Origin of the sequence: Enterococcus canis NBRC 100695, assembly GCF_001544375.1 — a bacterium.
GTDB lineage: Bacteria > Bacillota > Bacilli > Lactobacillales > Enterococcaceae > Enterococcus_H > Enterococcus_H canis.
This window is the reverse complement of the sequence record NZ_BCQJ01000007.1, coordinates 49,570-61,223: the sequence shown is the minus strand read 5'-3', so window position 1 is coordinate 61,223 and position 11,654 is coordinate 49,570. Positions and strand designations below refer to the sequence as shown.

Genomic DNA, 11,654 nt, shown 5'->3' with positions numbered 1-11,654 from the left:
GTGGCGATTAAAAAGTACAAACCTACCTCAAATGGTCGTCGTAACATGACAAGTTCTGATTTCGCTGAAATCACAACTTCAAAACCAGAAAAGTCATTGTTACAACCATTGAAAAATAATGCCGGTCGTAACAACAACGGTCGCATCACAGTTCGTCATCAAGGTGGCGGTCACAAGCGTCAATACCGCGTGATCGACTTCAAACGTAACAAAGACAACGTTGTTGCAACTGTAAAAACAATTGAGTATGATCCAAACCGTTCTGCTAACATCGCGTTAGTACATTACGAAGATGGGGTCAAAGCTTATATCTTAGCTCCAAAAGGCTTACAAGTTGGGATGCAATTAGTATCTGGACCAGAAGCTGATATCAAAGTAGGGAATGCATTACCACTAGAAAATATTCCAGTTGGTACTGTGATCCACAACATCGAAATGAAACCAGGAAAAGGCGGACAATTAATCCGTTCAGCTGGTACAAGTGCACAAGTACTTGGTAAAGAAGGCAAATACGTCTTGATCCGCTTGAATTCAGGCGAAGTTCGAATGATCTTAGCAACATGCCGTGCAACAATCGGTGCTGTTGGTAACGAACAACACGAATTGATCAACATCGGTAAAGCTGGACGTTCTCGTTGGATGCGCAAACGCCCAACTGTACGTGGTAGCGTAATGAACCCTAACGATCACCCACACGGTGGTGGTGAAGGTAAAGCGCCAATCGGACGTAAAGCACCAGTTTCTCCTTGGGGCCAACCAGCACTTGGTTACAAAACACGTAATAAAAAAGCTAAATCTGACAAACTTATTGTTCGTCGTAAGAATAAATAACTGACCATGAATCGTACATTTTGAGAGGAGGTTCACCATGGGTCGTAGTTTAAAAAAAGGGCCTTTCGCTGATGATCATTTAATGAAAAAAGTTGAAGCTCAACAAGGCGCTGAAAAGAAAAAAGTTATTAAAACTTGGTCTCGTCGTTCAACAATCTTTCCTAACTTTGTAGGATTTACAATTGCTGTATATGACGGACGTAAACATGTACCAGTTTATATCCAAGAAGATATGGTTGGACATAAATTAGGTGAATTCGCACCAACTAGAACTTATCGTGGCCACGCTGCTGACGATAAGAAAACAAGACGTTAATTATTGAGGGGAGGAAATAGTAATGGCAGAACAAATTACTTCAGCAAAAGCAACTGCGAAAACAGTTCGTACTTCACCTCGTAAATCGCGTTTAGTTATCGATCTTATCAGAGGGAAAAGCGTTGCAGAAGCTATTTCTATTTTGAAATTTACACCAAACAAATCTGCAGGAATTATCGAAAAAGTTTTGATGTCTGCAGTAGCGAATGCAGAAAACAACTTTGATCTAGATGTTGAAAACTTGGTTGTATCTGAAGCTTTTGTTAATGAAGGACCAACTATGAAACGGTTCCGTCCTCGTGCAAAAGGCTCAGCTTCACCAATCAACAAACGGACAAGTCATATTACTGTAGTCGTATCAGAAAAATAAGGAGGGACATTCAGTGGGTCAAAAAGTACATCCAATTGGAATGCGTGTAGGCATCATCCGCGACTGGGATGCAAAATGGTATGCTGAAAAAGAGTATGCTGAATACCTGCATGAAGATCTAAGAATTCGTAAATTCATCGCGAAAAGACTTGCGGATGCTTCTGTATCTACTATTGAAATCGAACGTGCTGCAAATCGCGTGAACATTTCTATCCACACTGCTAAACCAGGTATGGTTATCGGTAAGGGCGGATCTGAAGTTGAAAGTCTTCGTAAAGAATTAAATAAATTAACTGGTAAACGTGTCCACATCAACATCGTGGAAATCAAAAAACCAGATTTAGATGCAAAATTAGTCGGCGAAGGAATCGCACGTCAATTAGAAAACCGTGTGGCTTTCCGTCGTGCTCAAAAACAAGCGATCCAACGCACAATGCGTTCTGGCGCTAAAGGAATCAAAACACAAGTATCAGGTCGTTTAAACGGTGCGGATATCGCTCGTAGCGAAGGATACTCTGAAGGAACTGTTCCTCTTCATACATTGCGTGCCGACATCGACTACGCATGGGAAGAAGCAGACACAACTTACGGTAAATTAGGAGTTAAGGTGTGGATCTATCGTGGCGAAATCTTGCCAACGAAAAAAAACACTGAGAAAGGAGGGAAATAATCATGTTAGTACCTAAACGTGTAAAACACCGTCGTGAATTCCGCGGAAAAATGCGCGGAGAAGCGAAAGGCGGCAAAGAAGTGGCTTTTGGAGAATGGGGCTTACAAGCTGTAGAATCTCACTGGATCACAAACCGTCAAATCGAAGCGTCACGTATCGCCATGACACGTTACATGAAACGTGGTGGGAAAGTATGGATTAAAATTTTCCCTCATAAATCATATACATCAAAAGCGATCGGCGTACGTATGGGTAAAGGTAAAGGGGCTCCAGAAGGTTGGGTTGCTCCAGTGAAACGCGGCAAGATCATGTTTGAAATCGCCGGCGTTCCTGAAGAAGTTGCACGTGAAGCTTTACGTCTTGCTTCTCACAAATTACCTGTGAAAACAAAGATCGTAAAACGTGAAGAAATGGGTGGTGAATCGAATGAAGGTTAAAGAAATCAGAGAACTAACCACTGCCGAAATGCTTGATAAAGAAAAACAATTGAAAGAAGAATTGTTTAACTTAAGATTCCAACTAGCAACTGGTCAATTAGAAAATACTGCACGTATCAAAGAAGTACGTCAATCGATTGCACGCATCAAAACTGTTTTGCGTGAACAAGCAAACTAATCGTGGAAGGAGGCCCAAACGCGTATGACTGAAAGAAATCAACGTAAAGTTTATCAAGGTCGCGTGGTTTCAGACAAAATGGATAAAACTATCAGTGTTGTCGTTGAAACAAAGAAAAACCACCCTATCTACGGTAAACGTATGAATTACTCTAAAAATTATAAAGTACACGATGAAAACAACGAAGCAAAAGTTGGCGATATCGTGAAAATCATGGAAACTCGTCCTTTATCTGCAACAAAACGCTTCCGTCTATTAGAGGTTGTCGAAAAAGCTGTTGTAATCTAACGAGTTCCTCATAAAGATGAACCGCAAAGTCTGAAAGGAGGATACAATCGTGATCCAAGCAGAAAGTCGTTTGAAAGTCGCTGATAACTCAGGCGCACGTGAAATCTTGACGATCAAAGTCCTAGGTGGATCTGGTCGTAAAACGGCGAACATTGGCGATGTGATCGTTGCTACGGTCAAACAAGCAACGCCAGGTGGGGTTGTCAAAAAAGGCGATGTCGTCAAAGCCGTTATCGTTCGTACAAAATCTGGCGCTCGTCGTGCCGATGGTTCTTATATCAAATTTGATGAAAATGCTGCAGTGATTATTCGTGACGACAAGAGCCCTCGTGGTACTCGTATCTTTGGCCCTGTTGCACGTGAACTACGTGAAAACAACTTCATGAAGATCGTTTCACTAGCACCAGAAGTATTATAATTGTGTCACTTATCAAAGGAGGTGCGAAACAGTAATGTTTGTTAAAAAAGGCGATAAAGTTAAAGTTATCACTGGTAAAGACAAAAACAAAGAAGGCGTTGTATTAGCAGCGTTTCCTAAAAAAGACAAAGTCATCGTCGAAGGCGTCAACGTGATGAAAAAACACCAAAAACCGAATGCAGCTGCTCCTCAAGGCGGCATCATCGAGATGGAAGCACCGATCCATGTCTCTAACGTCATGGTCGTTGACCCATCAAATGGTGAAGCAACACGTGTTGGCTACAAAGAAGTCGACGGTAAAAAAGTACGTGTTTCTAAAAAAACCGGTGAAGTTCTAGATAAATAATAACTAATGGAAGGAGGGGCTTATTCGATGAACCGCCTGAAAGAAAAATATTCTAAAGAAGTAATTCCATCATTAATGGAAAAATTCAACTACAGTTCAGTTATGGAAGCACCAAAAGTTGAAAAGATCGTAATCAACATGGGTGTGGGCGACGCTGTATCTAATGCTAAAAACTTAGATAAAGCAGTTGAAGAATTGACATTGATCACAGGTCAAAAACCAATGATCACCAAAGCTAAAAAATCTATCGCGGGTTTCCGCTTACGTGAAGGTATGCCAATCGGCGCGAAAGTTACTTTACGTGGCGAACGCATGTATGAATTCCTAGACAAATTAGTCACAGTTTCTCTTCCTCGTGTGCGTGACTTCCACGGTGTGAGCAAGAAAGCATTCGACGGACGCGGTAACTACACTTTAGGGATCAAAGAACAGTTGATCTTCCCAGAAGTAGACTATGATTTAGTCGACAAAGTACGCGGAATGGATATCGTTATCGTAACAACAGCTCAAACAGACGAAGAATCTCGCGAATTGTTGTCACAATTAGGCATGCCATTCCAAAAATAAAAAAAGGAGGCGAACTACGTGGCTAAAAAATCAATGATTGCTAAAAACAAACGCCCTGCTAAATTCTCAACACAGGCTTACACTCGTTGCGAACGTTGCGGACGTCCACATTCAGTTTATCGTAAATTTCATCTTTGCCGTATTTGCTTCCGCGAACTTGCCTATAAAGGTCAAATTCCCGGCGTGAAGAAAGCTAGCTGGTAAACAATACTCGCATAAAGGAGGTAAATAGTTCAATGGTCATGACAGATCCAATTGCAGATTTTCTAACACGCATTCGTAATGCCAACATGGTAAAACACGAATCATTAGAAGTACCTGCATCTAAAATCAAACGTGATATCGCTGAAATCTTGAAACGTGAAGGTTTCGTCCGCGATGTTGAATATATCGAAGATGACAAACAAGGCATCATCCGCGTATTCTTGAAATACGGGAAAAATGACGAGCGTGTTATCACAAACTTAAAACGTATCTCTAAACCAGGTCTGCGCGTATACGTGAAAGCAGACGAAGTACCTAAAGTATTGAACGGTTTAGGTATCGCAATGATCTCTACTTCAGAAGGTGTTGTCACTGATAAAGAAGCTAGAGCAAAAAACATCGGCGGCGAAGTACTCGCTTACGTATGGTAATTTTATAACTACACAAGGAGGTGTCTTTCAGTGAGCCGTATTGGGAATAAAATCGTCGTTTTACCTGCAGGTGTTGAAGTAACACAAAACGGAAACGATGTAACAGTTAAAGGACCAAAAGGTGAATTGACACGTACTTTCCCTGCTGAGATCAAGATGAACATCGAAGGCAGCGAAGTAACATTCACTCGTCCAGACGACAGCAAAGAAATGAAAACAATCCACGGCACGACTCGTGCAAACTTCAACAACATGGTTGTTGGTGTTAGCGAAGGGTTCCAAAAAGCTTTGGAATTGATCGGGGTCGGTTACCGTGCGCAATTACAAGGTACTAAACTTGTATTGAACGTTGGGTACTCTCACCCAGTTGAAATCGTAGCACCAGAAGGTATTACGATTGAAGTTCCTGCGAATACACAGGTAATCGTTAAAGGATCTAATAAAGAAGTTGTAGGCGAAGTTGCAGCGAACATTCGTGGCACTCGTCCGCCAGAACCTTATAAAGGTAAAGGTATCCGCTATGTTGGCGAATACGTACGCCGTAAAGAAGGTAAAACTGGTAAATAATAATCGTCGTCAGCACAGGCAAGTGATTGCCTGGCCGCTGTCTGTACGATCTGCGGCCTAAGGGCTAGCACTAATAAAGAGGTGACAATTGTGATTACAAAACCAGATAAAAACAAAACACGTCAAAAGAGACATCGTCGTGTACGTAACAAAATCTCTGGTACTGCTGAGTGCCCACGCTTGAACGTTTTCCGTTCTAACAAAAACATCTACGCACAAGTAATTGATGACGTAGCGGGTGTGACGCTAGCAAGTGCCTCTACCTTGGATAAAGAAATTTCAGGTGGAACAAAATCCGAAACTGCCGCAGCTGTTGGGAAACTAGTAGCAGAACGCGCTGCTGAAAAAGGAATTAAGGAAGTAGTCTTTGACCGTGGTGGATACCTTTACCATGGCCGCGTAGCCGCTTTAGCTGAAGCTGCACGTGAAAATGGACTAGAATTTTAGGAAAAGGAGGACACCATACAATGGCTTATATTGATCCAAAACATTTGGAATTAGAAGACCGCGTTGTTGCCATCAACCGCGTAACAAAAGTTGTTAAAGGTGGACGTCGTCTACGCTTTGCTGCTCTTGTGGTTGTAGGAGACAGAAATGGTCACGTAGGTTTCGGTACTGGTAAAGCGCAAGAAGTACCTGAAGCTATTCGTAAAGCAATCGAAGACGCAAAGAAAAACTTAATCGAAGTACCGATGGTTGGTTCTACCATTCCTCATGAAGTAATCGGTGTATTCGGCGGCGGCCGCATCCTAATGAAACCTGCAGTAGAAGGTTCTGGGGTTGCAGCTGGTGGACCAGTCCGTGCCGTATTGGAATTGGCTGGCGTGGCTGATATCACATCTAAATCATTAGGTTCAAACACACCAATCAACGTTGTTCGCGCAACTGTTGATGGCTTGAAACAGTTGAAACGTGCTGAAGAAGTTGCACAACTTCGCGGCAAATCAGTTGAAGAATTGATCGGATAAGGAGGACAAACAACATGGCTGAATTAAAAATTACTTTAAAACGCAGCGTTATCGGACGTCCTCAAAACCAACGTGATACTGTTAAAGCGTTGGGTCTAGGTAAAGTGAATACAACTGTAGTGAAACCAGCTAATGATGCAATCAAAGGCATGGTTAAAACTGTTTCTCACTTAGTGGACGTTGAAGAAGTTTAAAAACTTTTTTTAAGCAAGAATTGATTAAGGAGGTGCCAACCTATGAAACTTCATGAATTAAAACCTGCAGAAGGTTCTCGTCAAGTACGCAATCGTGTCGGTCGGGGAACTTCATCTGGTAACGGTAAAACTAGTGGTCGCGGTCAAAAAGGGCAAAAAGCTCGTTCTGGCGGTGGTGTACGTCTTGGATTCGAAGGGGGTCAAACGCCTTTATTCCGTCGTTTACCAAAACGCGGCTTTACAAATATCAACCGTAAAGAGTACGCTATCGTGAACTTGGATGTTTTGAATCGTTTTGAAGACGGTGCAGAAGTTACTCCAGTTACATTAGTTGAAGCTGGCTACGTGAAAAACGAAAAAGCTGGAATCAAAGTACTTGCTACTGGTGAATTGAACAAGAAATTAACTGTTAAAGCAGCTAAATTCTCCAAAGCAGCTGAAGAAGCAATCGTTGCTGCTGGTGGTTCAATCGAGGTGATCTAATGTTCAAACTGCTGAAAGAAGCATTCAAAGTCAAAAACATTAGGTCTAAAATTTTGTTTACAGTCTTTATTCTGTTCGTTTTCCGCTTAGGGGCCCAAATTACGGTACCTGGAGTGGATGCGACGGGATTGAGTGGACTAAGTGAATTGCCGTTTTTCAACATGCTGAACATGGTCAGCGGTAGTGCTATGCAAAACTTCTCTGTTTTTGCCATGGGGGTTTCCCCTTACATCACTGCTTCTATCATTATCCAACTCTTGCAGATGGATATCGTGCCGAAGTTTGTTGAATGGTCAAAACAAGGGGAAGTTGGACGGAAGAAATTGAATCAAGCGACACGCTATTTGACCCTGGTCTTAGCGTTTGTGCAATCTTTAGGGATCACCGCTATGTTCAATAATTTCAGCCAGCTCGGTATCGTTGAGAACCCAACTGCTATGACTTATATCGTTATCGGGATCGTTTTGACCGGTGGGACGATGTTTGTTACCTGGTTAGGGGAGCAGATCACTGAGAACGGAATCGGAAATGGTGTTTCTATGATCATCTTTGCTGGGATCATCTCTCGTTTGCCGCAAAGCATCAAAGAGATTTACGAAGATTACTTCGTGAATATCGATCCAAGTGATATCTGGAAATCTGTTATTTTTGTGGTTGTCTTGCTAGTTGCCATTCTTGCGATCATTACGGTCGTAACGTACGTTCAACAAGCAGAACGCAAAATTCCGATCCAATATACTAAACGCGTTGCCGGCGCGCCTACAAGCAGTTACTTACCATTAAAAGTAAATGCCGCTGGGGTTATCCCGGTAATCTTTGCCAGTTCATTGATCGCAACACCAAACGCGATTCTGCAATTTGTTGGTCGTAATTATCAAGGTGAAGGCTGGTATCAAGTGATGCAACAGATCTTCAACTATAATACGATTCCCGGTGCCACGATCTACACTGTGTTGATCGTAGCGTTCACGTTCTTCTACGCGTTCGTTCAAGTGAATCCGGAAAAACTTGCAGAGAACCTGCAAAAACAAGGAAGCTATATTCCAAGTGTTCGTCCAGGAAAAGGCACAGAAGAGTACGTATCCGCATTATTAATGCGTTTAAGTACAGTCGGTTCAATTTTCTTGGGGTTGGTTGCTTTGCTGCCAATCATTGCTCAAATGATTTGGAACTTGCCTCAATCAATCGGTTTAGGCGGAACCAGTCTTTTGATCGTAATCGGGGTAGCCTTGGAATCAGCAAAACAACTAGAAGGTTTAATGCTGAAACGTCAATACGTTGGCTTTATCAATAAGTAAGAAGCGTGTGTTGAGGTTTATGCCTCAGCACCATTCTCACATTAGGAGGGAAAGAGATGAACCTCATTTTAATGGGACTTCCTGGTGCCGGGAAAGGGACGCAAGCTGAAAAAATTATTGATGCTTACGGAATCCCTCATATCTCGACTGGGGATATGTTTCGGGCGGCAATGGCCAACGAAACAGAATTAGGATTAAAAGCTAAATCTTATATGGATCAAGGCGCTTTGGTACCTGACGAAGTGACGAATGGTATCGTGAAGGAACGCTTAGCCGAACCGGACACAGCCAAAGGATTCTTATTAGATGGTTTTCCAAGAACGTTGAACCAAGCAAAAGCGTTAGATGAGATCTTGAGTGAGCTGAACAAAGGGATTGACGCAGTCGTTAATATCCACGTAGCGGAAGAGATCTTAGTGGAACGTTTAGCAGGACGTTTCATGTGTCGCAATTGTGGGGCTACTTACCATAAAATCTTCAATCCACCGACTGAAGAGGGCACATGTGATCGTTGCGGCGGCCACGAGTTCTATCAAAGAGAAGATGATAAACCTGAGACGGTCAAAAATCGCTTGGCAGTCAACATCGAAAGCAGTGCGCCAATCCTTGAGTATTATGAAGCGCAAGGCTTGCTGAAAACGATCGATGGTGATCGTGATATCGATGAGGTCTTTCAAGAAGTGAAAACAATCATTGAATAGTCAGCGCACAACTCTTGAACCGCCAAACTCACTCTTGCGAAGTTAGAACAATTGTGGTAAAATGTTTCAGTCCGACTTCTACTGTTTTCGGACGAGTCGTTTAAGAATTTCAGGTGGGGACAGAGGTTTCCGCCGTTTTATCGTGTGAAAATGCGAAACAAAACCAAGGAGGTACTGTGCGTGGCAAAAGATGATATGATTGAAATCGAAGGTACAGTCGTCGAAACTTTGCCGAATGCAATGTTTAAAGTTGAACTGGAAAACGGACACGTCGTGTTAGCTCACGTATCAGGGAAAATCCGAATGCACTACATTCGTATCTTGCCTGGTGACAAAGTGACAGTTGAACTGTCGCCTTATGATCTAACTCGTGGTCGGATTACTTATCGCTTTAAATAATTGTACTCCGTAAAATCAGGGAGGTATTATCATGAAAGTAAGACCATCAGTAAAACCAATGTGCGAACATTGTAAAGTAATTCGTCGTAAAGGACGCGTTATGGTGATTTGCCCAGCAAATCCAAAACATAAACAACGTCAAGGATAATTGGAGGTGTAACAGCATATGGCTCGTATTGCAGGAGTAGATATTCCTCGTGATAAACGCGTAGTAGTTTCTCTTACTTACATTTACGGTATCGGAAATACTAGTGCGAAACAAATTCTAGCGAACGCTGGCGTTTCTGAAGACGTCCGTGTACGTGACTTAACTAACGAACAAACTGATGCTATCCGTGCGGAAGTGGACAAATTGAAAGTTGAAGGGGATCTTCGTCGCGAAATCAACTTGAACATCAAACGTCTGATGGAAATCGGTTCTTACCGTGGTATCCGTCACCGTCGTGGTTTGCCAGTTCGTGGACAAAATACTAAAAACAACGCGCGCACTCGTAAGGGTCCAGCTCGTACCGTAGCAGGTAAGAAAAAATAATTCCTAAGTGAAGGAGGTTAGAACTTCATGGCAGCAAAAAAAGTTAGTCGTAAACGCCGTGTGAAAAAGAATATTGAATCAGGTGTGGCTCACATTCATTCAACATTCAACAATACAATCATCATGATCACAGACGTACATGGAAATGCAATTTCATGGTCATCTGCTGGTTCATTAGGTTTTAAAGGAAGCAAGAAGTCTACACCATTTGCCGCTCAAATGGCTGCAGAAGCTGCAACAAAAGTCGCAATGGAGCATGGACTTAAAACTGTCGATGTAACAGTAAAAGGCCCTGGTTCAGGACGTGAAGCAGCAATTCGTTCATTACAAGCAACAGGACTTGAAGTGACTGCAATTCGTGACGTGACTCCAGTTCCTCACAATGGATGCCGCCCTCCAAAACGCCGTCGTGTTTAATGAGTGCCACTCATTTTGAGTTGAAAAGGATTTTCGTCATTAAACCAGACGCTTTTCGTTTTGAAAGGGGTATAAGATAAGAATGATTGAATTTGAAAAACCAAGAATCGCCAAAATTGATGAAGATAGAGATTATGGCAAGTTCGTCGTAGAACCACTTGAGAGAGGTTATGGGACTACTTTAGGTAATTCTCTACGTCGTATTTTATTGTCTTCTTTGCCAGGGGCAGCGATCACCAATATTCAAATCGATGGTGTCCTTCATGAATTTTCAACCGTAAAAGGTGTTCGTGAAGATGTGGCGCAAATCATTTTGAATATCAAAGGTCTTGCTTTGAAATTATACGCACAAGAAGAAAAAACCCTTGAAATCGATATTACAGGGCCAGCTACTGTAACTGCCGGCGATATTATCGTAGACAGTGATGTAGAGATCTTAAATAAAGATTTATATCTTTGTACCGTTTCTGAAGGCGCAACCTTCCATGCACGCTTGACTGTTAAACCAGGCCGCGGGTATGTGCAAGCGGACGAAAATAAAACAGAAGATATGCCAATTGGTGTATTGCCTGTTGACTCCATCTATACGCCAGTTCGCCGTGTGAACTACCAAGTGGAAAACACTCGTGTAGGGAACCGTCAGGACTTTGATAAATTAACGATGGAAATCTGGACAGATGGTTCGATCATTCCACAAGAAGCATTAAGTCTTTCTGCTAAAATCCTAACTGAACATTTGGATATCTTCGTAAACTTGACTGATGAAGCGAAAAACGCTGAAATCATGGTAGAGAAAGAAGAAACGCAAAAAGAAAAAATGTTGGAAATGACGATTGAAGAACTTGATTTATCAGTTCGTTCATACAACTGTCTAAAACGAGCAGGAATCAATACTGTTCAAGAATTAACTAATAAATCTGAACCAGAAATGATCAAAGTACGTAACTTAGGACGTAAATCACTTGAAGAAGTGAAGTCTAAATTACACGATCTTGGTTTGGGTCTACGTAAAGACGATTAGTATTTGACGAAGGAGGGA

General features: G+C 42.2%; 24 protein-coding genes. All 24 read left to right on the top strand.

Annotated features, from left to right (window positions below; genetic code table 11):
* Nucleotides 1–831 carry a 50S ribosomal protein L2 gene (gene rplB / locus ECA01S_RS10650; RefSeq protein WP_067395157.1) on the top strand — a complete coding sequence of 277 codons (831 nt, stop codon included), beginning with the start codon at nt 1–3 and terminating at the stop codon, nt 829–831.
* Nucleotides 832–868: 37 nt separating this feature from the next.
* Nucleotides 869–1,147: a 30S ribosomal protein S19 gene (rpsS, locus tag ECA01S_RS10645; protein ID WP_010756443.1), complete on the top strand. Its 279-nt coding sequence runs from the start codon at nt 869–871 to the stop codon at nt 1,145–1,147.
* A gap of 22 nt (nt 1,148–1,169) precedes the next feature.
* Nucleotides 1,170–1,517, top strand: coding sequence for a 50S ribosomal protein L22 (rplV, locus tag ECA01S_RS10640; protein ID WP_067395154.1), 348 nt, complete (start codon nt 1,170–1,172; stop codon nt 1,515–1,517).
* 13 nt (nt 1,518–1,530) lie between these two features.
* Nucleotides 1,531–2,187 (top strand): 30S ribosomal protein S3, encoded by a 657-nt coding sequence (gene rpsC, locus ECA01S_RS10635; RefSeq protein WP_067395151.1) that lies wholly within the window; start codon nt 1,531–1,533, stop codon nt 2,185–2,187.
* A gap of 2 nt (nt 2,188–2,189) precedes the next feature.
* Nucleotides 2,190–2,624, top strand: coding sequence for a 50S ribosomal protein L16 (rplP, locus tag ECA01S_RS10630; RefSeq protein ID WP_067395148.1), 435 nt, complete (start codon nt 2,190–2,192; stop codon nt 2,622–2,624).
* Nucleotides 2,614–2,802, top strand: coding sequence for a 50S ribosomal protein L29 (gene rpmC, locus ECA01S_RS10625; RefSeq protein ID WP_002383858.1), 189 nt, complete (start codon nt 2,614–2,616; stop codon nt 2,800–2,802). Before rplP ends, rpmC begins: the two co-directional genes overlap by 11 nt.
* Nucleotides 2,803–2,826: 24 nt before the next feature.
* Nucleotides 2,827–3,090: a 30S ribosomal protein S17 gene (gene rpsQ, locus ECA01S_RS10620; protein WP_067395145.1), complete on the top strand. Its 264-nt coding sequence runs from the start codon at nt 2,827–2,829 to the stop codon at nt 3,088–3,090.
* 49 nt (nt 3,091–3,139) lie between these two features.
* Complete coding sequence (gene rplN, locus ECA01S_RS10615; protein ID WP_016250297.1) at nt 3,140–3,508, top strand: 50S ribosomal protein L14; 369 nt, start codon at nt 3,140–3,142, stop codon at nt 3,506–3,508.
* Between the two features lie 34 nt (nt 3,509–3,542).
* A complete protein-coding gene (gene rplX, locus ECA01S_RS10610) occupies nt 3,543–3,854 on the top strand; it encodes a 50S ribosomal protein L24 (RefSeq protein ID WP_067395142.1) in 312 nt (103 codons plus the stop codon).
* 27 nt (nt 3,855–3,881) lie between these two features.
* The gene (gene rplE / locus ECA01S_RS10605; RefSeq protein WP_067395139.1) at nt 3,882–4,421 is read left to right on the top strand and encodes a 50S ribosomal protein L5; all 540 of its coding nucleotides are present in this window, start codon (nt 3,882–3,884) and stop codon (nt 4,419–4,421) included.
* Between the two features lie 18 nt (nt 4,422–4,439).
* Nucleotides 4,440–4,625, top strand: coding sequence for a type Z 30S ribosomal protein S14 (locus ECA01S_RS10600; RefSeq protein ID WP_002288673.1), 186 nt, complete (start codon nt 4,440–4,442; stop codon nt 4,623–4,625).
* Nucleotides 4,626–4,657: 32 nt separating this feature from the next.
* Nucleotides 4,658–5,056, top strand: coding sequence for a 30S ribosomal protein S8 (gene rpsH, locus ECA01S_RS10595; RefSeq protein WP_067395135.1), 399 nt, complete (start codon nt 4,658–4,660; stop codon nt 5,054–5,056).
* A 30-nt stretch (nt 5,057–5,086) separates the two neighbouring features.
* The gene (gene rplF, locus ECA01S_RS10590) at nt 5,087–5,623 is read left to right on the top strand and encodes a 50S ribosomal protein L6 (RefSeq protein ID WP_067395132.1); all 537 of its coding nucleotides are present in this window, start codon (nt 5,087–5,089) and stop codon (nt 5,621–5,623) included.
* Between the two features lie 90 nt (nt 5,624–5,713).
* On the top strand, nt 5,714–6,070 hold the full coding sequence (gene rplR, locus ECA01S_RS10585) for a 50S ribosomal protein L18 (protein WP_082703295.1): 357 nt from the start codon (nt 5,714–5,716) through the stop codon (nt 6,068–6,070).
* A gap of 20 nt (nt 6,071–6,090) precedes the next feature.
* Nucleotides 6,091–6,591: a 30S ribosomal protein S5 gene (rpsE, locus tag ECA01S_RS10580; RefSeq protein ID WP_067395126.1), complete on the top strand. Its 501-nt coding sequence runs from the start codon at nt 6,091–6,093 to the stop codon at nt 6,589–6,591.
* 14 nt (nt 6,592–6,605) lie between these two features.
* Nucleotides 6,606–6,785, top strand: a complete 180-nt coding sequence (gene rpmD, locus ECA01S_RS10575) for a 50S ribosomal protein L30 (RefSeq protein ID WP_067395123.1) — start codon at nt 6,606–6,608, stop codon at nt 6,783–6,785.
* A gap of 42 nt (nt 6,786–6,827) precedes the next feature.
* Entirely contained in the window at nt 6,828–7,268 is a 441-nt protein-coding gene (gene rplO / locus ECA01S_RS10570) for a 50S ribosomal protein L15 (protein ID WP_067395120.1), read from the top strand.
* Nucleotides 7,268–8,566 carry a preprotein translocase subunit SecY gene (gene secY / locus ECA01S_RS10565; RefSeq protein WP_067395117.1) on the top strand — a complete coding sequence of 433 codons (1,299 nt, stop codon included), beginning with the start codon at nt 7,268–7,270 and terminating at the stop codon, nt 8,564–8,566. Before rplO ends, secY begins: the two co-directional genes overlap by 1 nt.
* 56 nt (nt 8,567–8,622) lie before the next feature.
* Nucleotides 8,623–9,267 carry an adenylate kinase gene (locus tag ECA01S_RS10560; RefSeq protein WP_067395114.1) on the top strand — a complete coding sequence of 215 codons (645 nt, stop codon included), beginning with the start codon at nt 8,623–8,625 and terminating at the stop codon, nt 9,265–9,267.
* 180 nt (nt 9,268–9,447) lie between these two features.
* Nucleotides 9,448–9,666, top strand: a complete 219-nt coding sequence (infA, locus tag ECA01S_RS10555; protein WP_067395111.1) for a translation initiation factor IF-1 — start codon at nt 9,448–9,450, stop codon at nt 9,664–9,666.
* 31 nt (nt 9,667–9,697) lie between these two features.
* On the top strand, nt 9,698–9,814 hold the full coding sequence (gene rpmJ, locus ECA01S_RS13910; RefSeq protein ID WP_002288710.1) for a 50S ribosomal protein L36: 117 nt from the start codon (nt 9,698–9,700) through the stop codon (nt 9,812–9,814).
* 18 nt (nt 9,815–9,832) lie between these two features.
* Nucleotides 9,833–10,198, top strand: a complete 366-nt coding sequence (gene rpsM, locus ECA01S_RS10550; RefSeq protein WP_067395108.1) for a 30S ribosomal protein S13 — start codon at nt 9,833–9,835, stop codon at nt 10,196–10,198.
* A gap of 27 nt (nt 10,199–10,225) precedes the next feature.
* A complete protein-coding gene (gene rpsK / locus ECA01S_RS10545; RefSeq protein WP_067395105.1) occupies nt 10,226–10,615 on the top strand; it encodes a 30S ribosomal protein S11 in 390 nt (129 codons plus the stop codon).
* 82 nt (nt 10,616–10,697) lie between these two features.
* Nucleotides 10,698–11,636, top strand: coding sequence for a DNA-directed RNA polymerase subunit alpha (locus tag ECA01S_RS10540; RefSeq protein WP_067395102.1), 939 nt, complete (start codon nt 10,698–10,700; stop codon nt 11,634–11,636).
* The last annotated feature ends 18 nt before the right edge of the window (nt 11,637–11,654 follow it).

Bases quoted from the DNA above. Each gene is read 5' to 3' on its own strand.
- rpsS (WP_010756443.1), top strand. From the start codon at position 869: ATGGGTCGTAGTTTAAAAAAAGGGCCTTTCGCTGATGATCATTTAATG.
- rplV (WP_067395154.1), top strand. From the start codon at position 1,170: ATGGCAGAACAAATTACTTCAGCAAAAGCAACTGCGAAAACAGTTCGT.
- rplP (WP_067395148.1), top strand. From the start codon at position 2,190: ATGTTAGTACCTAAACGTGTAAAACACCGTCGTGAATTCCGCGGAAAA.
- rpmC (WP_002383858.1), top strand. From the start codon at position 2,614: ATGAAGGTTAAAGAAATCAGAGAACTAACCACTGCCGAAATGCTTGAT.
- rpsQ (WP_067395145.1), top strand. From the start codon at position 2,827: ATGACTGAAAGAAATCAACGTAAAGTTTATCAAGGTCGCGTGGTTTCA.
- rplX (WP_067395142.1), top strand. From the start codon at position 3,543: ATGTTTGTTAAAAAAGGCGATAAAGTTAAAGTTATCACTGGTAAAGAC.
- rplE (WP_067395139.1), top strand. From the start codon at position 3,882: ATGAACCGCCTGAAAGAAAAATATTCTAAAGAAGTAATTCCATCATTA.
- rpsH (WP_067395135.1), top strand. From the start codon at position 4,658: ATGGTCATGACAGATCCAATTGCAGATTTTCTAACACGCATTCGTAAT.
- rpsE (WP_067395126.1), top strand. From the start codon at position 6,091: ATGGCTTATATTGATCCAAAACATTTGGAATTAGAAGACCGCGTTGTT.
- rpmD (WP_067395123.1), top strand. From the start codon at position 6,606: ATGGCTGAATTAAAAATTACTTTAAAACGCAGCGTTATCGGACGTCCT.
- rplO (WP_067395120.1), top strand. From the start codon at position 6,828: ATGAAACTTCATGAATTAAAACCTGCAGAAGGTTCTCGTCAAGTACGC.
- secY (WP_067395117.1), top strand. From the start codon at position 7,268: ATGTTCAAACTGCTGAAAGAAGCATTCAAAGTCAAAAACATTAGGTCT.
- ECA01S_RS10560 (WP_067395114.1), top strand. From the start codon at position 8,623: ATGAACCTCATTTTAATGGGACTTCCTGGTGCCGGGAAAGGGACGCAA.
- rpmJ (WP_002288710.1), top strand. From the start codon at position 9,698: ATGAAAGTAAGACCATCAGTAAAACCAATGTGCGAACATTGTAAAGTA.
- rpsM (WP_067395108.1), top strand. From the start codon at position 9,833: ATGGCTCGTATTGCAGGAGTAGATATTCCTCGTGATAAACGCGTAGTA.
- rpsK (WP_067395105.1), top strand. From the start codon at position 10,226: ATGGCAGCAAAAAAAGTTAGTCGTAAACGCCGTGTGAAAAAGAATATT.
- ECA01S_RS10540 (WP_067395102.1), top strand. From the start codon at position 10,698: ATGATTGAATTTGAAAAACCAAGAATCGCCAAAATTGATGAAGATAGA.